This is a genomic window from Kitasatospora mediocidica KCTC 9733, assembly GCF_000744225.1.
Classification (GTDB): domain Bacteria; phylum Actinomycetota; class Actinomycetes; order Streptomycetales; family Streptomycetaceae; genus Kitasatospora; species Kitasatospora mediocidica.
In genome coordinates this window covers 826,138-845,314 of record NZ_JQLN01000001.1, presented here as the reverse complement: position 1 = coordinate 845,314, position 19,177 = coordinate 826,138, and the positions used below count along the sequence as shown (strand labels likewise).

The window sequence follows — 19,177 nt, the reverse complement described above, 5'->3', positions numbered from 1 at the left end:
GGAGAGGCGGCGCACGATGAACCTCCGATTCGAGCATCACCACGGCGGCTGGATGGGCGGCTGGGGCGGCTGGGGCTTCGGCCTCGTCGCGCTCGGCGTGCTGATCCTGCTGATCGTGATCGTCGTCCTGGTGTCCCTCATCTACCGCCGGCAGGGCGGGCACCAGCCGGTCGCCGCCGGCGCGTCGCCGATGCGCTGGGCCCCGCCGTCCGAGGCCGCCCGCGAGCGTGGGCCGGATGCCGCCCGGATCCTGGGCGAGCGCTACGCCAGAGGCGAGATCGACGACGAGGAGTACCAGCGCCGGTTGAACATGCTGCGCGGGCCGCAGTGACGGCCGGCGGATCGTCGGCGCCCGGCGGCGAGGTCGGGCGCTGACGGTTCGTCGGCTGGGGGGTACGCACATTCGGCCGAGCTGCGGTGGCAGGACCGGACGGAGCGTCAGAGACTCGGAGGCCGGGGGGCCCGACGTCTGGAGGCGTTCCCTTGAAGCTCGGCCTTTCCCGTGCCGTGATCGCGGCCACCGTGGTCTCTCTCGCCCTCGTCACCGCCTCGTGCGGCAGCGCCAAGAAATCGACCGGCAGCTCGGCCGCCTCGGGTGGCAGCTCCACGTCGGTAATCAAGATCGGGCTGCTGCTGCCGGAGACCAAGACCACCCGCTACGAGCAGTTCGACAAGCCGCTGATCGAGGCGCAGATCAAGGCGCTCGACCCGAACGCGCAGATCGATTACTACAACGCGAACCAGGATGCGACCACCCAGCAGACCCAGGTGGACACCGCCCTGACCAAGGGCAACCAGGTGCTGATCCTGGACGCCGTGGACGCCAAGGCGATCCAGTCCTCCGTGCAGAAGGCGCACGACGCGGGCGTCAAGGTGATCGCCTACGACCGGCTGGCCCAGGGCCCGGTGGACGCCTACGTCTCGTTCGACAACAACAAGGTCGGCCAGCTCCAGGGTGAGGCGCTGGTGGCCGCGGTCGGCGGCAAGTCCTCCAGCGGCAAGATCATCATGATCAACGGTTCGCCGACCGACCCGAACGCCGCGCAGTTCAAGGCGGGGGCGCACAGCGCCATCGACGGCAAGCTGACCATCGGCAAGGAGTACGACACGCCGAACTGGGACCCGAACAACGCCAACCAGGAGGCGGCCGCCGGGATCACCGCGATCGGCGCCAACGAGGTGGTCGGGGTCTACTCCGCCAACGACGGCATGGCCGCCGGTATCGCCACCGCGCTGAGCGCGGCGAACCTCAAGGTTCCGCTGACCGGTCAGGACGCACAGCTGGACGCCGTCCAGCGGATCCTGGTGGACACCCAGACGATGTCCATCTACAAGCCGTACAAGCCGGAGGCCGACACGGCCGGGACGATGGCCGTCGCGCTGGCCCAGGGCAAGCCGCTGCCCGCCTCCGCCACGCCGACCACCGCGACCAGCGGCAGCGGCCAGTCGGTGCCCTCGGACCTGATCACCCCGATCGTGCTGACCAAGGACAACATCAAGACCACGGTGGTCGCCGACGGGCTCTACACGGTGGCCCAGATCTGCACCCCGCAGTACGCCTCGGCCTGCACCGCGGCCGGCCTCAGCTAGTCCAGGACCCCGGCCGATCAAGGGAGTTGGTACCGTGACAGTCCCACCCACGGCAGCTGCGCCGGTCCTGGCGTTGCGCGGGATCTCCAAGCGGTTCGGCGCCGTCCAGGCGCTCACCGACATCGAACTGGAGGTCCCGGCAGGTCAGGTGGTCGCCCTGGTGGGCGACAACGGCGCCGGGAAGTCCACCCTGGTGAAGTCCGTCGCCGGTGTCAACCAGCCGGACGACGGTGTGATCGAGTGGCAGGGCCGGCCGGTCGCCATCCACCGGCCGCAGGACGCCCAGCACCTCGGCATCGCCACCGTCTACCAGGACCTCGCGCTCTGCGACAACCTGGACGTGGTGGGCAACCTCTTCCTCGGCCGGGAGATCCGGCGGTTCGGGGTGCTGGACGAGGTCGAGATGGAGAAGCGCTCGCGGGAACTGCTCAGCACGCTCTCCATCCGGATCCCCAGCGTGCGGATCCCGATCGCCTCGCTCTCCGGCGGGCAGCGGCAGACCGTCGCGATCGCCCGCTCGCTGATCGGGGAGCCCAAGGTCGTCATCCTCGACGAACCCACCGCGGCCCTCGGCGTGGAGCAGACCGCCCAGGTCCTCGACCTGGTCGAGCGGCTGCGCGACCGCGGCCTCGGGGTCATCCTGATCAGCCACAACATGGCCGACGTGATGGCCGTCGCGGACCAGGTCGCGGTGTTGCGGCTGGGGCGCAACAACGGCGTCTTCGACCGGCGCTCGACCACGCAGGAACAGATCATCTCCGCCATCACCGGCGCCACGGACAACGCCGTGACCCGCCGCAAGGCCCGTGGCACGGAGGGCAACGAGTGAGCAGCGACCACAACACCCCGGGGGACGACGGGTTCCACCGGGCGGACCTGCCCGAGGACAGCATGTCCCGGGACGGCGTCAACGCACCCGTCCCGGTGGCCGCGGAGGCGACGCCGGTGGTCGACCCCCGGCTGATCGTCCGCGAGCAGGGCGTGGCCGGCTACCTGGGCGAGTTCCGGCGCAGGATCGGCAGCGGCGAGCTGGGCTCGCTGCCCGTGGTGCTCGCGCTGATCGTCATCTGGGCCGTCTTCGGCAGCCTGAACAGCAGCTTCCTGTCGGCGCAGAACCTCTCCAACCTCTCGCAGCAGATCGTCGGCACCGGGATGATCGCGATCGGCGTCGTCTTCGTGCTGCTGCTGGGTGAGATCGACCTCTCGGTCGGCTCGGTCAGCGGACTGTGCGCCGCGATCTTCGCGGTCCTGAACGTCACGCACGGCGTCAATCAGTGGGTCGCGCTGATCTCGGCGCTGGTCGGCGGCGCTCTGGTCGGGTTGATCCAGGGCCTGTTCTTCGCCAAGGTCGGCGTGCCGGCCTTCGTGGTCACGCTGGCCGGAAACCTGGCCTGGAACGGCGTGATGCTGCAGATCCTGGGCGCCAACGGCACGGTCAACCTGTCCGGCAACGACATCGTCTCGCGGCTCTACAGCACCATCTACGGGCAGCAGATCGCGGCCTACGGGCTGGCGGCGGTCGGCGTGCTGCTCTATCTGGGCTCGATGCTGTACGACGCCAACCGGCGACGGCGGGCGGGGGTGCCCTACCGGCCACCGGTCGACATCGCGGTGCGCACCGTGCTGCTGGCGGTGGTGAGCTTCGTGGTGGCGTACACGCTCAACCAGTACAAGGGCCTGCCGCTGGCGCTGCTGGTCTTCCTGATCTTCATCGTGGTGCTGGACTTCGTGCTGCGCCGCACCACCTACGGGCGGCGGATCTTCGCGCTGGGCGGCAACATCGAGGGCGCCCGGCGGGCCGGTATCAACGTCTCCTGGACCAGGATCTCGGTCTTCATGATCTGCTCGACCATGGCGGCGGTCGGCGGTCTCTTCCTCGCCGCGCAGATCCAGTCGGCCAGCCAGACCTCCGGCGGCGGCAACCTGCTGATGAACTCCATCGCGGCGGCCGTCATCGGCGGCACCAGCCTCTTCGGCGGGCGCGGCAAGACCTGGTCGGCGTTGCTCGGTGCGCTGGTGATCGGCTCGATCCAGTCGGGCATGAACATCCAGGGGCTGAGCAACGCCATCCAGTTCATCGTCACCGGCGCCGTCCTGCTGGCGGCGGTGGTGATCGACTCGCTCTCCCGCCGGACCCAGCTGGCGGCCGGGCGCGCCTGAGCGCGCGGGACCGCGGGTCCGGACGGCCGGGAGCCCCGGCGCCTTGGGCGCCGGGGCTCTCCCGTGTTCGTGTTCGCGGGCGGTGGGTCAGGCGGCCAGGCCCACCAGGCCGGCGCGCCGCACACCGCGGGCCCGGACCCGGATGGTCACCAGGCGGGCGACGGCCTCGCCCATCGCCATCAGGACGAAGGCCACCACCCAGGCCTGCGAGCCGGTGATCTGGTGGGTGCGGCTGAAGGTCTCGACGGTCTTGTTGAAGCTGGTGTGCTCGGTGGCCAGGACGAAGACGATCCGTGCGCCGATACCGCCGATCCAGAACGCGGCGGGCACGAAGCCGGCCTTGCAGAAGACGCCCTCCTTGGTGTTCCAGACCCGGGTGGTGATCCCGCACAGCACTCCGGACAGCACGCCCAGGGCGCACAGGCCCAGTTCGAGGCCCAGGTCACCGCCGCCGGTCGGGAACTGGCGCAGGTAGTACACGGCGGTGGCGGCGATCAGGATGACCGGCAGGACGAGGCTCGCGGCGTCCAGCTTGCCGCCCTTGATGTGGCGCACGACGATCAGGACCAGGGCCAGCTGCACGCAGTACTCGGTGGTGTTCATGGGAAGAGCTTCCCGCGCGGGAGCCTGACCGGACGTCATCCCGCGGGTGGGGGCGGGGGTGGAACCGGGGGTCAACCCGTGGGTTGACCGGGTTGAGGCTGCTGCGGGTGGGCGGGCTGGTCGTCGGTCCTGTCGCCGGGCAGGAAGTGGAAGCCGGGGTGCGGGTGCATCAGGAAGTCGTGGTGCGAGATGTTCCAGGCGTAGGCGCCGGCCAGCTGGAAGAGCACCCGGTCGGCGGCGCGCAGGCCGGGTGCGGGGGCGCGGTGGGCGAGGACGTCCTTGGGGGTGCAGAGCTGGCCGGCCAGGGTGGTCCGGCCGGAGCGCGCGGACGGGCGCGGCCAGGGGTGCGGCCAGGCCTCGACCGGCAGCACCGCGAACGGCTGGTCGTGGCCGCGGGTGGCGGGGGTGCGCAGGTGGTGGGTGCCGCCGCGGAGCACCGCGAAGTCCTCGCCGTGGCTCTGCTTCACGTCGAGCACCTCGGTCGCGTACCAGCCGCAGTAGGCGGTCAGCGCGCGGCCCGGCTCGATCCGCAGGCGCAGGCCGGGGTGGGGTGCCAGGAGGCGGGCCAGGCCGGTGCCGAAGGCGGCCCAGTCGAAGCGCGCGGACGGGTCGGCGTAGTCGACGGCCATGCCGCCGCCCACGTTGACCTCGGTCAGCTCGAAGCGGTGGCGCCGGGCCAGGTCGAGGGACCAGGCGACCACCTGGCCGGCCAGCGCGAGCTGTTCGGGGGCGTCCAGGCCGCTCGCGAGGTGGGCGTGCACGCCGCGGAGCCGCAGTTGGCGAAAGCGCGGCTCGGCGAGCAGCCGGGCGCAGGCCTCGGCCCGCTCGGGGTCCAGGCCGAACGGCGTGGGGCGGCCGCCCATCGCCAGCGCGACGGCGTCCAGGGCGCCGGAGACCACCGGCAGGTTCACCCGGAGCAGCACGTCGACCTCGGCCTCGGGGGTCGCCGCCAGCAGGTCGGCCAGCCGGTAGAGCTCCTGTTCGCTCTCCAGGTGCCAGCGGTGCACGCCCAGGCGCAGCGCGTCGGCCATCTCGGCGGCGGTCTTGCCCGGGCCGCCGAAGGCCAGTGGCGCGTCCGGCAGGGTGGCCCGGACGTAGGCCAACTCGCCGCCGGAGGAGACCTCGTAGCCGTCGACCGCGTCGCGCAGGGCGGTCAGCAGCGGGGCCTGCGGGTTGGCCTTGGCGGCGTAGTAGAGCTCGACCCGCTCGGGCAGCGCGGCGCGGACGGCGGCGGCGTGCCGGCGCAGCGCGGCGAGGTCGTAGAGGTAGGCGGGCAGGGCGTCGGGGGCCAGCGCGGTGACGCGGTCCAGGACGGCGGGGGTCGGGGTCACCGGGCGCTCCGGGCGGGGGTGCGGGGGCGGACGCGTGGACGGAGGGGGTGGGGACGGGCAGCCGGGTGCGGGCGGCCTGGGCCAGCACGTCGGCGGCGAACGGCGAGGGCAGCCGGACGTAGCCGGCCTCTCGGTCGGCCTTGCGCTCCCAGCGGGTCAGCAGGTTGGCCTTGGCCGGCAGCGGTACGCCCGCGATCAGCGCGCTGAGCCGTGGCGGGCAGCCGTGCCCGTCCGCATAGTCCCGCAGGGCTGTGCGGACGAGCTCCCAGAGCTCGGGTTCGAGCAGGGGGGCCTGGTCGGCGAGGGCGGCCAGCAGTTCGGCGACGTGGTTGACCAGCAGGCAGTAGACCACCCGGTCCCAGCCGCGCTGCGCGTCGTAGCCGATCGGGCCGGCCACCTCGGGCGGCAACTGGTCCAGCAGGGCGGCGTTGCGTTCCGGGACGAGCTTGGTGCCCTCCAGGTCGCGGAAGAGCACCTGGGCCGGGCGGCCCGCGGCGTCGACCCCGATCAGCACGTTCTGCAGATGCGGCTCCAGCACCACGCCGTGGTCGAAGTAGGCGGCCAGCACCGGGGGGAGGAGCAGCCGCAGGTACTGCGCCCACCAGGTGAGCAGCTCCTGCGGGCCGGCGCCGTCCAGCAGGCGGGAGATGTGCGCGGAACTGGTCGGGTACTCGTCGGCGACCGCGGCGGCCAGCAGCGGGGTGACCCCCGGGCGCAGCCGGGCGCTCAGGTCCTCGCGGACGATCAGGCCGAAGCCCTCGAAGAGCGCGAGGTCCGGGGTGCCGTCGGGGCCCGGCAGGGCGAGGGTGCGGAAGGCCGGCTCGCGCAGCATCGCGGAGTCCGGGAAGCGCTCGGCCAGCTCGGCGAGGGCCGGCTCCAGCAGCCGGGTCAGCTCGACGGCGCCGGTCAGCTCGTACGCGGCGTTCTTGCGCAGGCAGTTGGTGATCCGCACGTTCAGGCTGAACTTGAGGAAGGCGCCCGCGCCGTGCAGCGTGCGGACCGAGGCGGTGGCGGCGAACTCCGCTCCGCCGGTGCCCAGATCGAGCACGTCGCCGCTCGCGAGGGCCGCGCGCAGGACCGGGTTGTCGGCCAGCAGCTCGTACTGCCAGGGGTGGGCGGGCAGCAGCCGGTAGCCCGGCGGGACGGCGTGCGGGGGCAGCAGCCCGTCCAGGACGGCGGTCGCCGCCGGGTCGGTGCTCCGCTCGGCGACCAGGTGCTCGCGCACCGCCAGGTAGCGCAGGGCGAAGACCGCCCGGGCCTCCGGCGCGTACGCGGCCCAGGCCGCCCGGCCGGCCGAGCGGGACTTGGGCGCCGGGTGGAAGCGGTGGCCGAACAACAGGGCCTGCTCGGACTCCAGGTAGCGATCGGGGCCCGCGGCGGGACGGCCGGCCAGCGCGGCGGCGACGCCCTCGTGGCTGGAGGCGAGCTGCTCCAGGAACTCCTCGTTGCCCAGGCCGCTGCGCAGGGTCAGCTCCGCCTGGACGTGCTCGGCCAGCTCGCGCCACGCCAACACCCGCCAGCCGTCCGGGGTTTCCTCGCAGACCGGGCCGACGAAGCGGTGCGCGCCGAGCAGCGAGGTGCGGCGCAGTGCCACCCGCAGCAGTGCCCCGCGCCGGGGGAGTCGGATCAGTAGCCGGCCGTCGGTGACGGCGGTCTGGTGCTCGGCCGAGGAGACCTCGCGCAGCAGGCAGTTGAGCAGGGTGTGGGCCACCGCCTCGTCGGCGGTGGGCAGTTCGGTGGGTGCGTCGATGGGCGCGGGCACGGGCGGCGAGGCTGGCAGAGCGGACATCAGCGGCTCCAACGGGAGTGGGCGAACAGACGGGGGGCAGTGGCGGCCAGCGCGGTGACCAGGGCCGCGGCGGTGCCGACCAGGACCGGCGCGGCCGCGCCGTAGGCGGCGTTGACCAGGGCGGCGACCAGGCCGGCGGCCACCGCGCCGCCCTTGGAGATGAGTTCGAGGGTGCCGAACATCCGGCCCGGGGCCCGGCCGCGGGCCGCCTCGGCGGCGAGCACCGACAGGCAGACCAGGCCGAGCGTGAGGCCGGCGCCGAGCACCAGCCGGGCCAGTGCGAACGCGAGCAGCGAGTGCGCGGGGCCGTGGCCGGCCAGGCCGAGGGCGACGAGCGCGAAGCCGAGCGCCAGGCCGGTGTGCGGGCGGTGCAGGAAGGCGTTGTGCACGCGGGAGGCGCACAGCAGGTAGCACAGGTGCGGCAGGGCGAAGAGCAGGCCGGTGACGGTCGCGCTCACCCCGGGCAGGCGCTGGTCGACCAGGGCGATCAGATAGGGGAAGGAGATGATGGTGGCGAAGACGAACGCGAACTCGTAGACGTAGAGCGGTCGCAGCGAGACGGCGGCGGGTTCGGGCGCCGGTGCGCTCGGCTGCCGTCCGCGCTGGTCGGCCGGTGCCTTCGGCTCGGGCAGCCGGGTCAGCAGCGCGGCCGCGGCGAGCGGGAGCACGGCCATCAGCAGGTACTGGCGGTGCGGGGACACCCAGGGCGAGAGCGCGCCGACCAGGATCGGCGCGGCCACCAGCGAGGCCCGCGCGCTGCCCTGCATCAGGGTGAGCGCCCTGGAGAGCCGCGGGCCCTCCAGGGCGGCCGCCAGATAGCCGTTGGTGGCGGCGAAGGTGCCGCCGAGGAAGCCCTGGAGGACCAGCGCGAGCGCGAACGCCCAGAGGCTGTTGGCCGCGCCCGCGAGCAGGAACGAGACGCTGAGCCCGAGTTGGGCGCGCAGCAGCAGGCGCTTGCGGCCGAAGCGGTCGGCCAGCCGGCCCCAGAGCGGGGCGCCGAGCGCGCTGAAGACGGTGGGCATGATGTAGAGCAGCCCGGCCCAGGAACCCTTGCTGTCGCCGAGCCCCGGCAGGATCGCCGTCAGGTAGGGCGGCAGGCCCAGGGCGGCGAACGAGGCGACGAAGTAGCAGGCCGCCACCGCGTGCACCTGGCGGCGCTCCAGGCCGGCCGGGCGGGGGTCGGCCGGTGTCGTCCGGGGCGTCGTGCCGGTTCTCACGACGCCGCCCTGCGCAGGTAGTTCGGGCCGGTGGTGTAGTGCTTGTTGATGTCCGCCGCGCCCGAGCGCTCCTTGCTGAGCAGGGTTCCGGCGCTGACCATCGCCTTGACCGGCAGCCGGTCGGCGTCCAGCAGTGCCGCGCGCAGCGGGTCGCCGGCCGGGCCGATCCGCTCCAGCGCCTCGGTCAGCCGGGCGCGCAGCAGGCCGAGGGTCACCTCCAGCGGTGCGCGGCCGGGTTCGGCCAGGGTGAAGGCGAGCGAGGCGGTGCAGAGGTGGCCGGTGATGGTGGTGAACAGGTCGGTCAACGGCCGGTCGTCCTCGCCGAAGATCCGGGCGTCGTCGAACGCGGCCTCGTCGAGCGGGAGATGACTGCTGCGCAGGCGGTTGATCCGGGGGCCGTCGTTGTCCTTGTAGAGCAGCCGCAGCCGGCTGCCGCCGTCGGCGGTCCGGTCGAGCACCAGGGAGGTGTTCTGCTGGTGCGACTCCAGCGCTATGCCGTGGCCGAAGAGCGTGACCTGCCAGTCGAGCAGCAGGGTGAGCAGGGCGTCGTACAGGGCGAGCGGGTCGCCCGCGTAGAAGTGGTCGGCGAGGTGGTCGAGCACCAGGCGTCCGGACGGCGCGGGCGCGGCCAGGGCGGCCAGCGGCACCGTCACGGCCTCCTCAAGGCCGCCCGGGTAGCGGCGGGCCAGCACGGCCAGCAACTCGTGGCCGGCGTGGGCGTAGCACTGCTCGTCGGCGAGCAGCACGCTCTCCCCGAAGCGTGGCTCCTGCTCGATCACCGCGGCCAGCAGCCGCTGTCCGGCCGCGCCGTCGCGCAGCGTGCCGGGCTTGATGGTCCGCCGGTTGCGCAGGCCCAGGGTGGCGGTGGCGAGCGGGAGTTTGAGGTGCAGTGAGGGGTCGGCGGCCACCGCGACGGTGCGCGTGGACAGCGTGGGGACGACCTCCAGGTAGCCGTGTTCGGCGAGTTCGGCCACGTCGGCCAGACCGGCCGCGTGCAGCGCCTCGTCCAGCGCCGCCCCGACCGACAACGGGTGGACGGGGATGGTCAGATGGCCGGTGCCGAGGTGGCCGAGGCCCAGCTCGGCCGGGGTCGGCCACCAGGAGGGCAGCGGCGCCGCGCCGTGCACGGTCAGCGCCGAGGCCGGCAGGGCCAGCCAGCGCAGCTCGAAGGAGGGGTGGAACTCCGGTGCGAAGGACGTGATCTGAGTATCCGTCAGGCCGGAACGGCCGCGCGAGGTCGGGTAGACCGGGTGGTCCAGGTAGGCGGCCAGTGTGTCGAAGGCCAGGCTGTCGCCGAGTCCGGACCAGGCGGCCGGATCGTGGCCGTAGCGCTCGGCCAGCCTGCCGTGCACGGCGGGCCGGGCGGCGGCGTGCAGGCGCATGGTGGACAGGGTCTGCCGGCACTCCTCGGCGAAGGCCAGGTGGCCGGGCCGGTCGGCCGGATCGGCCGCTGCGGCGAGGGCCGCCAGCATCGCGTCCAGGTCGGTCAGCGCGACCCCGTCGGCCTCCAGCAGCGGCTCCCGCACGGCGTACTCGCACTGGAAGCCGCCCGTGGCCACCGGCAGTGCGAACCGCGTTCCCGGGCGGGCGTCCAGGCGCAGCCAGCGGCCGTCCGGGCGCTCGTCGGGGATGCTGCGGGTGCGCAGGCCGAGGACGTCCTCGCGCAGCAGGGCGTCGAGCACCCGGAGGGTCAACTCGTCGTGGGTGCTCACGGGGTGATCTCCCAGCGGTGGGCCGCGACGAAGCCGGCGACGGCGGCGTCCACCGCGGCCTGGTCCGCGCCGATCGCCCAGACCACGCCCAGGTAGTCGCGGTTGGTGCGGTAGTGCTCGTGGCGTTCGCCGACCGGGCGCAGCGGGCGGTAGGCCAGCCGCACGCCGTCGGCCTCGCCGTCGTAGCGGCCGGGTGCGGCGGTCAGCGTGCCGGCGCGGTCGGCGCAGACCACCTCGTTGCGGGCCCGGCGGTCGGTGCGGGGGCCGGGGACGTCGGGCAGCGGGCGGCCGAGGTGTGCGGTGAGGACGTGCTCGAAGTACGGGATCTCCAGGATCTGGGCCAGCATCAGGTCGCACTGGTCGCCGATGGCCCGGTAGTTGACCTCGATCAGGCGCGCCCGGCCGTCCGCCTGGAGGACGAACTCGGTGTGGCAGGCGCCCAGGCCGACGCCGAGCGCGTCCAGTTGGGCGAGTACCTGGTCCAACACGGCCTGCGGGTAGGCGGGGACGAACTCCAGCACCTCCTCCACGAAGTGCGGCGGCGGCGAGAGCCGGGTGCGGAAGCCACCGAGGACCCGGCGGTCGCGGCCGTCGCCCAGGGTCTCCAGAGTGAAGAGGTCGCCGGTCAGGAGCTCCTCGACGACCAGCGTCGCGCCGGGCCTGCGGTGCTGGATCTCCCGGTGGCGCAGGGCCAGTTCGGCCGCGTCGGTGACCAGGGCGACATCCTCGCTGGCCACCCCCTCGCGCGGTTTGAGCACGCAGGGGAAGGGCGGGTCGGCCAGCGTGGCCGGGTCCTGGCCGGGGGCCAACTCGGCGGACCAGACGGTGTCCAGGCCGGTGGCGCTCAGGTGCCGGCGCAGCTCGGCCTTGTTCTTCGCTCGCAGGGTCGCCCGCCAGTCCTTGGCCGGCAGGCCGAAGTACCCGGCGGCCAGCGCGGTCTGGGTCTGCAGGTGGTCACTGTTGCTGAAGAGCGCGGCCGGTGCGTGGTGCCGGGAGACCAGGCCGACCACCTCGCGGAAGTCCTGCACCTCGCACGCCAGGACCTCGGGGGGCGAGGGGAGTCCGGCGTACGCGAGGCGGTGTGCTTCGGCGTGGTCGGTGAGGACGGTGACGTCGAGGCCCAGCCGTGCCGCGGCCGGCAGGAAGCCCTGGGTGACCGAGTCGGTGGGGTTGAGGGCGAGCAGGTAGAGCCGCATGGTGGTCTTGCCGTTCCGGTGGTCGGTGACAGGTTCGGTGGTCGGTGACAGCGGGCCGGGGGCGAGGCGTGGACGGTCCCGCCCCCGGGTTCGGGCTACTGCGGGGCGGGGACCCCGGCGGCCTTGGCGATGTCGTTCAGCATCTGGTCGGCGGCCTGCACGCCGATGCCCGACATCCAGGTCTCGTCCGGGACGTTGAACACCTTGTTGTTCTTCACGGCGTTCAGGCTCTTCCACACCGGCGTGGACTGGACCTGGCTCTGCTGGGTCTTGGTCGGGTCGTCGGCGACGGTGACGAAGACCAGGTCGGCGTCGGCCTTGTCGACCTGCTCGGGGCTGACCTCCAGCATCGAGCCGTCCACGTTCTGCGAGGCCGGGCGGCCCAGGCCGACGTCCGAGAGGACCGTGCCGCTGAAGGAGGACTTCTGGTAGAGGCGGGTCGGGCCGGCCACGAAGCGGACCACGGAGGCGGTCGGTGTGGTCCCGCCGTTCTTGGCCTTGATCTCGTCGCCGAGCTTGGCGGCCCGGGCCTGGTAGTCGGCCAGCGCCTTCTTCGCCTCGTCCTCCCTGCCGAGCGCCTGGGCGTATAGGGCGAGGTTGGCCTTCCACGGGAAGCCGGTGGTCTCGGCCAGGACGGTCGGGGCTATCGCGTTGAGCTGGGAGTAGATCTTCTCGTGCCGGACCTTGGAGGAGAGGATCAGGTCGGGCTTGAGGGAGGCGATCAGCTCCAGGTTGGGTTCGGCCATCGGGCCGACGTCCTTGGTGCCGCTGATCTCACCCTTGAGGTAGGACGGGAAGCCGCCCTCGGTCTTCATGTGCGGGGAGACCGCGCCGACCGGGGTGAGGCCCAGCAGGGTGACGTCGTCCAACTCGCCGCTGTCCAGCACCACGACGCGCTTGGGCTGCGCCTTGAGCTCGGCGGTGCCCATCGCGTGCGTGACGCTGCGCGGGAAGCCGGCGGCGGTGCCCTGGGAGGAGGCGGCCGGGGCGGCGGCGCCGTCCGATCCGCTGCTGCCGCAGCCGGCGAGGAGCGTGGCGCTGAGGGCGGCGGCGAGGACGGCGACAGGCAGGGTGCGGAGTCGGCGGGTGGTGGTGCGCTGGATCACGGGATGTCCTGGTTCGGGAGAGAGGTGGGTGGTCGGCTGTTGGGCGGGGTGGTTTTGGGCAGGGCGGGGCAGCGGCGGGGCGGTGGGCCGCCCGGCCGGGGTGGTGGTGAGAGGGGTCAGCGTCTGGCGCGGCCGCGGGGGACGACCAGCGGGGTGCCGGTCTCCGGGTCGGGGATCACCTGACAGGGGACCTGGAAGACGGCCTCCACGAGGGCGGCGTCCAGCACCTCGGCGGGTGGTCCGGCGGCGGCCAACCGACCCTCGTGCAGGACCACCAAGTGGTCGGCGTAGCGGGCCGCCTGGCCGAGGTCGTGCAGCACCATCACCACGGTGCGGCCTGCCTCCTCGTTCAACTCGGCGACCAGGTCGAGGACTTCGAGCTGGTGGCGGAGGTCGAGGAAGGTGGTCGGCTCGTCCAGCAGGAGGAGCTCGGTGTCCTGGGCCAGCGTCAGGGCGATCCAGGCGCGCTGGCGCTGGCCGCCGGAGAGCCGGTCCACCGGCTGGTCGCGCAGCTCGGCCGTCCCGGTGCGGGTCAGTGCCTCCTCGACCGCCGCCTGGTCGGTGGCCGACCAGGGGCTGAGCATCCGCTGGTGCGGGTAGCGGCCCAGCCGGACCAGGGACTCGACGGTGATCGCCTCGGGGGTGACCGGCTGTTGCGGCAGCAGACCCAGGCGCTTGGCGAGGGTGCGGGCAGGCATCCGGTGAACGTCCGAGCCGTCCAGGGTGACCGTGCCGGCGGCCGGGTCGAGCAGCCGGGTGAGGCCGCGCAGCAGGGTGGACTTGCCGCAGGCGTTCGGGCCGACGATGGCGGTGACCGCGCCGCCGGGCAGTGTGAGGTCCAGACCGTCGACCACGGTGCGGCTGCCGTAGCGCAACTCCAGGCTCTGGCAGCTGAGTTCGTTGCGGGTGCTGGTTGCGAGGGGGTCGGTTGCCAGGGTGCTGGTGGTCATGAGGTGCTCCGATCGACGGGTCGGCCCTGGCGGATCATCAGGATGAGCAGCCACGGCGCTCCGAGGGTGGCGGTCATCGCCCCGACCGGCAGGCCGTGGACCGGCAGCAGGTGCAGCACGATCAGGTCGGCGCCGAGCAGCAGGGCGGCGCCGGCGAGCGCGGTGAGCGCCAGGGTGCCGGGGGTCGGTGGTCCGGCCAGGAAGCGGACCAGGTGCGGGACGGCCAGGGCGACGAACCCGACCGGCCCACTGAGCGCGGCGGCCAGCGAGGCCAGCGCGATGGTCAGCAGCAGGAGGTGCAGCCGGGCCCGGGCCGGGGTGAGGCCCAGTGCGGCGGCCGACTCGTCGCCCAGGTCGAGGACCGAGAGGCGGCGGCCCTGGAGGGCGGCGGCGGCCAGCGCCACGGCGACCGCGCCGCCGCCCGCCCAGACCCCCGGCCAGGTGCTGCCGTACAGCGAGCCGGTCGTCCACTGCAGGGCGGAGGAGGCGAGTTCGGCCGGGAAGCGGACGATCATCAGGTTCACCGCCGCCGCGAGCCCGGCCTGCACGGCCAGGCCGACCAGCACCAGTCGGCCCACCGCCACCCGGCCGCGCCAGGCGAAGGCGCCGAGCGCCAGCGCCGCGACCAGGCCTCCGCCCAACGCGGCCAGCGGGGTGAGCAGTTGGGAGGCGCCGGTGGCGAGCAGCAGGACCGCGCCGAAGGACGCGCCGCCGGTCACGCCGACCACGTCGGGCGAGGCGAGCGGGTTGCGGAACAGCCGTTGCAGCAGCGATCCGGAGACGGCCAGCGCGGCGCCGGCGATCAGCGCCGCCAGCACGCGCGGGGCCCGGAACTGCTGGACCACCAGGACGTCGCCCGGGTCGCCCAGGCCGAGCAGCGCGCGCAGTGCCGTCCCCGGGGCCATCGACACCTGGCCGGAAGCCAGCCCGAGCGAGGTCAGTGCGACCAGCGCGGCGAGGGCCGCCGCGCAGAGCAGCAGCGTGCGGCGCCGGCGTCGGGCGCGTTCGCCGAGCGGGCGGACGGCGGGGAGCGGGAGGGCGGTCACCGGGCCGCCTTCCGGGCCAGCACGGCGAGCAGCGGCGCGCCGAGGAAGGCCGTGACGATGCCGACCTCCAGCTCGGAGGGCCGCACCACCACCCGGCCCAGCACGTCGGCGGCCAGCAGCAGGACCGGACCGACGATCAGGCAACCGGGCAGCAGCCAGCGGTGGTCGGTGCCGAGCACCAGCCGGACCAGGTGCGGCGCGGCCAGCCCGACGAAGGCCACCGGCCCGGCCACCGCGACCGCGGCCGCCGCCAGCAGCACGACCGCCAGTCCGCCGAGCACCCGGATCCGGGTCACCGGCACGCCGAGCGCGTGGGCGGTCTCGTCTCCCAGGGCCAGGGTGTTGAGCGCGGGAGTGACGGCGAACGCCAGGGCCAGCCCGAGGACGATCAACGGCAGGACCGGGGTGAGGACTTCGAGGCCGCGCCCGGCCAGCGAGCCGGCCAGCCAGAAGCGGGCCTCGTCCAGGGTGCGCCGGCTGGCGAGCATCAGCGCCGAGGTCCAGGAGGTCAGCACCGCGGCGAGCACGGTGCCGCCGAGCGCGAGCCTGGTCGGGTCCAGGTCTCCGCTCTGACGGGCCATCGCCTGCGCGGCGATCGCGGCGACGGCGGCGCCGGCGACCGCGAACCAGACGTACTCGACCGGGCGGGTGAGGTGCAGTGCGTAGATCGCGGTGACCACGGCGAAGCTCGCACCCGCGTTGACGCCCAGCGTGGTTGGCGAGGCGAGCGGGTTGCGGGTGACGCCCTGGGCGACCGCGCCGGCCACGCCGAGCGCGGCGCCGACGACCAGTCCGATGATCGTGCGCGGCACGCGGAGCCCGGTGACCACGTCCGCGTCCCGTCCGTGGCCGCCGCCGAACAGCGCGTCGAGCACGGTGGAGAGCGGTAGTGGGCGGGATCCGAGCGCAAGGCTCAGGGCGAGACAGAGCACCAGGACACAGAGCCCGACGGCCAGCAACAGGGGTTGCCGGACGGCCGGAGATCGCTGCGCCGGGGCTGTTGAGGCTGGCAGGTCGATTCTCAGCACGAGTGCAGTTTAGGTTAGGCAACCCTAATTGAGTCAAGCTTGACCAAACCGGCAGGTCGCACTCGGTGGAGTCGTGAATTGTGTCCCGACTGCCTATAAGGTGAGGCTCACCTTATTTTTGAGGCAACTTCGCTGTGAGGGGGAATCCGTGCCCGACACTCAGCAGTCCCTGGCGGACGGCTATCGGCGGCTGAAGGGTGTCTGCGGGGTGCTGCGGGTCTCGGTGGTCGACGCGGCGCCGGTCTCGGGGCCGGGTCGGGAATGGCTGTGTGTCGCTGAACTGTCGGGTGGGATCGGCCTGTTGATTGAGGCTGAGGCGCGGCGGATCGGCGCCGAGCACGGGTGCGTGGCACCGCCGCACGTGGCCGCCTCCAGGCTGCTGCACCACTACCTCTGGTCGGCCTGCCTGCTGATCAGCGGCCCCTGGTATCTCGACGGCCGGGTGTCGTGGCTGAGGCCGGAGGACGTCTGGATCGAGGTGGGGTCAGGAGACCTGGCTGTCCGGCCGGCTGATGGGCGGGAAGTATGCGGAGAGCGTGAAGGAGCGGGGGAGGAGGGGTTGCGTGCGGAGCTGCGGGCCGCCGTCGCGGCGCATGTGGCGCCCGTGCTGGAGGCCTTCCGGCCGGTGGTGAAGCGCGGCGACCGGGCCTTGTGGGGCATGGTGACCGACGATCTGGTCTCCGGGATCTGGTACCTCGGCCGGATGCTCGGGGAGGAGGAACGGGCGGTGGCCGAGGCCACCGACCTGTTGCCCGGCGGGCCGGCGCCGTTCGCCGGCGGGGCCGGCTTCCGCCGGCTGCCGGGCACGGAGGGGCGCAGTCACCTGACCCGCACCCGGCTCGGCTGCTGCCTCTACTACACGATCCGCCCGGCGGACACCTGCGTCACCTGCCCCCGGACCGGTGACGCGGAGCGGGTGCTCCGGCTGGAGGCTTGACGGGCGGTCGGTTCGGGAGGTGGGGAGGGGTCAGTCCACGGTGACGCCCGGGGTCAGCCCGGCGTGGAGCGGGCGGCCCGTCGCGCGCAGTTGGGCGGCGGAAAGGGCGTCGCGGCGGGCCAGCCAGCCGCGCAGGCGCTCGGCGGTCTGCTGGTCGCGTTCGTTCGCCCCGGCCTGTTCCGGGCCGTCGGCGCCCAACTCGCGTAGCAACACCCGGATCGGGCCACCCTCCTCGGGTGGCGGCAACTGGTCCAGGACGCAGAAGCGGGTGCCCGGTGCGAAGACCACCTCGGGCTCCTCGCCGGGCGTCGCGAAGACCAGGGTCCGGCGGCCGGTGGTGGACCAGACGGCGAACTCGACGGGTGTTCCCAACTCGATCTCGTGGGAGGGGAATCCGGGAAGCGGCGCGGGCTCGGTGAGGATCGCCCCGGGTGTGTAGTGGCGCAGTGCGTCCGGTCCGGCCTGGGCGCCGAGCAGCACCGCGCCGTGGTGGCTGGGCAGTCGGCGCAGGCCGGAACCCAGGCAGGCCAGCACCGGGGTGAGCGGGCCGGGGGTGGAACTCCGTGCGGCGCGGGCGAGTTCGGCGCGCGAGGCGGGGTGCGGCGCGTCGAGGTGGTGGAGGAGGACGGCCACCAGGTCGGGTTTGACGTCGTCCTGGAGGGAGGAACGCAGGGAGGGCAGTCGCGTTCCCGCCTGGTCGGCGCGGCTTGCCAGGCGCTGGAACTGGTCGCCCAGCAGGGACTTGACGGCCTCGCGCTCCTGGGGGGTGCTGGTGGTGGTGCGGCCCGGGGAGGTCGGGGTGGGGGGCAGGGTGCGGGGGTGGGGGGTGCCTCGGGTGCGGGCGAGGGGGTCGGGGTCGGCGGGGTGGGGGTGACCGGGCCGGTGGTGAAGGTGGGCGGGGGTGGCGTGACCGGGGGTGCGGCTGGCGGTTCGGGGGTGGGTTCGGGTTCGGGTTCGGGGGTGGGTTCGGGCTCGGGCGGGGCGGGGGGAGTGGTGGGGGCCGGGAGCGGGTCCGTCCAGTCGAGGTGGTGCAGGCGGGCGCTGAAGCGGGCGACCGCCTCGGAGCCGACATCGGTCGTCCCGGCCACCAGCAGGCCGAGCCGGGCGTCCCCGAACGGCGGGATGCCCGCGAGGAGTTCGCCCAGGCCCTCCCAGACCTGCGGGTCGACCGGCTGCCCCTGCTCGCCGACGACCAACAACGGCCGTGCGGGGTCAGGCCCGTACTGCCGGGGCGCGCAGTCCTGCGGGTCCGCCGGGCGCAGCCAGAGCCCGGCGGGGACGGCCTCCAGGCGCCAGCCCGGCAGCACCTCGAACTGGGCTGGGCCGCACGGGGTCCAGTGCTCCGGCCGGCTGCGCCAGGCCGAGGCGACCACCTGGTGGCGGTCGGCGGAGGCGGTCAGCTCGACGAGGAACGGCTCCCAGCCGAGGCTGCCGTCGGCGTGCAGCAGCCGGGCCGAACGGCCGCCGGCCGTGCGCATCGGCAGCCCGACGGCGACCCGGACGTCCCGTCCCGTCCCGGCGGCGAGTTCGGCGGCCAGGGCGACGAGGTCCACCGGGGCGGCCCAGGGGGCGCTGAGCAGTAGGGCGGTGTCCGGGGGAACCAGATGGTGGACGGCGACGGCCAGCTGGTCGGCGGACGCGAGCGGGGTGACCGGATGGCCGACGACCAGGACGAAGCTGCCGGGTTCGGCCGACATGCCCTCAAGTGCCATGGGGTGAAAGCTGGTTGGCGCCTCGGCGTCTCTGAGCCAGCAGCCGGACGGCAGGCGGGTGAGCAACGGGCCGCCCACGCCGAAGAGTTCGGTCGGGTCGATCGGCTCCGGCGGCTCCTGGGCGGTGCTGTCGGGGGTCTCGGCGGCGGCAGGGGTCGTCGGCAACGGCCAGACCCCGCCGAGGCGTTCGGGCTGCGCGCCCGGTGCGCAGTGCCACCAGGATGCGGGGGCGCCGGGCCGGGCGGCGCTGACCAGGAGCGTGCCGTCCGGTCGGATCGAGACCAGGCCGTCCGGGGCGACCACCGGCAACCCGGCGCGCTCCGCCACCCGTTGGGCGGGCCGAGGCGCATCGGTCGGCGCGTTGACGGGCGCATGGGCCGGTGCGTCGCCGGGCTCGTGAGTCGGTGCGGCGGCGAGTCCGGAGGCGGCCAGCAGCAGGGCGCCCGCGCCGCGTTCGGCCGCCGTCCGGGCCAGCTCGGCCAGGTGGGCGCGCAGTACGGGCGCGGCGTCGGGCGCAGCGGCGACCACCACCAGCACGCGCGGGTCCTCGGGCAGGCCGGAGAGCGCCGCCGTCGGCCCGTCGTCGTCCGGTGCGGCGATGACGAAGTGCGGGCCCGCCGCACGCAGCGTGGACGGGCCGGCGCCGGTCGTGACACCGCCAGCGCGGCCCACGGCCAGCCGGCGGCGCACCCGGCGCAGCGCCCGCCGCGGCAGGCTGCGGGCGGGTGTCGCGCCGGGCACGGCGGACGGTGTCCCCGGTGCCTCGGGGACGTCGTCGGTCCGCGGTCGCGGGGTCGGCG

General features: G+C 73.9%; 17 protein-coding genes and 1 pseudogene. 8 read left to right on the top strand and 10 right to left on the bottom strand.

Translation table 11 applies throughout. The annotated features are described in order from the left end of the window. Nucleotides 1-16 precede the first annotated feature (16 nt). The 5 genes from BS80_RS42425 to BS80_RS40330 all read left to right on the top strand — a co-directional run bounded on the left by BS80_RS42425 (nucleotide 17) and on the right by BS80_RS40330 (nucleotide 4,440). The gene (locus tag BS80_RS42425; protein ID WP_051965825.1) at nucleotides 17-331 is read left to right on the top strand and encodes an SHOCT domain-containing protein; all 315 of its coding nucleotides are present in this window, start codon (nucleotides 17-19) and stop codon (nucleotides 329-331) included. A gap of 152 nt (nucleotides 332-483) precedes the next feature. Further along, complete coding sequence (locus BS80_RS03410) at nucleotides 484-1,590, top strand: sugar ABC transporter substrate-binding protein (RefSeq protein WP_035792401.1); 1,107 nt, start codon at nucleotides 484-486, stop codon at nucleotides 1,588-1,590. 34 nt (nucleotides 1,591-1,624) lie between these two features. Further along, a complete protein-coding gene (locus tag BS80_RS03405; protein ID WP_035792399.1) occupies nucleotides 1,625-2,419 on the top strand; it encodes an ATP-binding cassette domain-containing protein in 795 nt (264 codons plus the stop codon). 62 nt (nucleotides 2,420-2,481) lie between these two features. Continuing rightward, nucleotides 2,482-3,750 carry a sugar ABC transporter permease gene (locus BS80_RS03400; protein ID WP_035793210.1) on the top strand — a complete coding sequence of 423 codons (1,269 nt, stop codon included), beginning with the start codon at nucleotides 2,482-2,484 and terminating at the stop codon, nucleotides 3,748-3,750. Nucleotides 3,751-3,813: 63 nt separating this feature from the next. After that, nucleotides 3,814-4,440, top strand: coding sequence for a hypothetical protein (locus BS80_RS40330; protein ID WP_157535823.1), 627 nt, complete (start codon nucleotides 3,814-3,816; stop codon nucleotides 4,438-4,440). On the opposite strand, the gene BS80_RS03390 is transcribed toward BS80_RS40330, so the two are convergent. The 9 genes and pseudogenes from BS80_RS03390 to BS80_RS03350 form a co-directional block, all read right to left on the bottom strand. Continuing rightward, nucleotides 4,425-5,684: a type III PLP-dependent enzyme gene (locus BS80_RS03390; protein WP_051965823.1), complete on the bottom strand. Its 1,260-nt coding sequence runs from the start codon at nucleotides 5,682-5,684 to the stop codon at nucleotides 4,425-4,427. The two genes, BS80_RS40330 and BS80_RS03390, sit on opposite strands and share 16 nt — an antisense overlap. Before the next feature lie 64 nt (nucleotides 5,685-5,748). Further along, nucleotides 5,749-7,473, bottom strand: a pseudogene (locus tag BS80_RS38970) (IucA/IucC family protein); the annotation flags it as partial. Then, a complete protein-coding gene (locus tag BS80_RS03380; RefSeq protein WP_035792393.1) occupies nucleotides 7,473-8,690 on the bottom strand; it encodes an MFS transporter in 1,218 nt (405 codons plus the stop codon). The gene BS80_RS03380 and the pseudogene BS80_RS38970, both read right to left, overlap by 1 nt. Further along, entirely contained in the window at nucleotides 8,687-10,402 is a 1,716-nt protein-coding gene (locus BS80_RS03375; RefSeq protein ID WP_232246328.1) for an IucA/IucC family protein, read from the bottom strand. The genes BS80_RS03380 and BS80_RS03375 overlap by 4 nt, the downstream gene beginning before the upstream one ends. After that, on the bottom strand, nucleotides 10,399-11,598 hold the full coding sequence (locus BS80_RS03370; protein WP_035792391.1) for an ATP-grasp domain-containing protein: 1,200 nt from the start codon (nucleotides 11,596-11,598) through the stop codon (nucleotides 10,399-10,401). Before BS80_RS03370 ends, BS80_RS03375 begins: the two co-directional genes overlap by 4 nt. Nucleotides 11,599-11,693: 95 nt before the next feature. Further along, on the bottom strand, nucleotides 11,694-12,704 hold the full coding sequence (locus BS80_RS03365; RefSeq protein WP_035792389.1) for an ABC transporter substrate-binding protein: 1,011 nt from the start codon (nucleotides 12,702-12,704) through the stop codon (nucleotides 11,694-11,696). A 116-nt stretch (nucleotides 12,705-12,820) separates the two neighbouring features. Next, a complete protein-coding gene (locus BS80_RS03360) occupies nucleotides 12,821-13,654 on the bottom strand; it encodes an ABC transporter ATP-binding protein (RefSeq protein ID WP_051965822.1) in 834 nt (277 codons plus the stop codon). Beyond that, nucleotides 13,651-14,700: a FecCD family ABC transporter permease gene (locus BS80_RS03355; RefSeq protein WP_035792388.1), complete on the bottom strand. Its 1,050-nt coding sequence runs from the start codon at nucleotides 14,698-14,700 to the stop codon at nucleotides 13,651-13,653. Before BS80_RS03355 ends, BS80_RS03360 begins: the two co-directional genes overlap by 4 nt. After that, the gene (locus tag BS80_RS03350) at nucleotides 14,697-15,662 is read right to left on the bottom strand and encodes a FecCD family ABC transporter permease (RefSeq protein ID WP_035793201.1); all 966 of its coding nucleotides are present in this window, start codon (nucleotides 15,660-15,662) and stop codon (nucleotides 14,697-14,699) included. Before BS80_RS03350 ends, BS80_RS03355 begins: the two co-directional genes overlap by 4 nt. Nucleotides 15,663-15,876: 214 nt before the next feature. On the opposite strand from BS80_RS03350, the gene BS80_RS03345 reads away from it, so the two are divergent. Next, the gene (locus tag BS80_RS03345; RefSeq protein ID WP_035793199.1) at nucleotides 15,877-16,665 is read left to right on the top strand and encodes a (2Fe-2S)-binding protein; all 789 of its coding nucleotides are present in this window, start codon (nucleotides 15,877-15,879) and stop codon (nucleotides 16,663-16,665) included. Nucleotides 16,666-16,695: 30 nt separating this feature from the next. Here BS80_RS03345 and BS80_RS41600 read toward each other — a convergent pair whose 3' ends face one another. Next, nucleotides 16,696-17,298, bottom strand: a complete 603-nt coding sequence (locus tag BS80_RS41600) for a hypothetical protein (protein ID WP_035792386.1) — start codon at nucleotides 17,296-17,298, stop codon at nucleotides 16,696-16,698. 395 nt (nucleotides 17,299-17,693) lie between these two features. On the opposite strand from BS80_RS41600, the gene BS80_RS41595 reads away from it, so the two are divergent. Together BS80_RS41595 and BS80_RS41590 are read left to right on the top strand one after the other, a co-directional pair. Beyond that, the gene (locus tag BS80_RS41595) at nucleotides 17,694-18,248 is read left to right on the top strand and encodes a hypothetical protein (RefSeq protein ID WP_198045413.1); all 555 of its coding nucleotides are present in this window, start codon (nucleotides 17,694-17,696) and stop codon (nucleotides 18,246-18,248) included. A 187-nt stretch (nucleotides 18,249-18,435) separates the two neighbouring features. Further along, entirely contained in the window at nucleotides 18,436-18,777 is a 342-nt protein-coding gene (locus tag BS80_RS41590) for a hypothetical protein (protein WP_198045412.1), read from the top strand. Nucleotides 18,778-19,177: the final 400 nt, after the last annotated feature.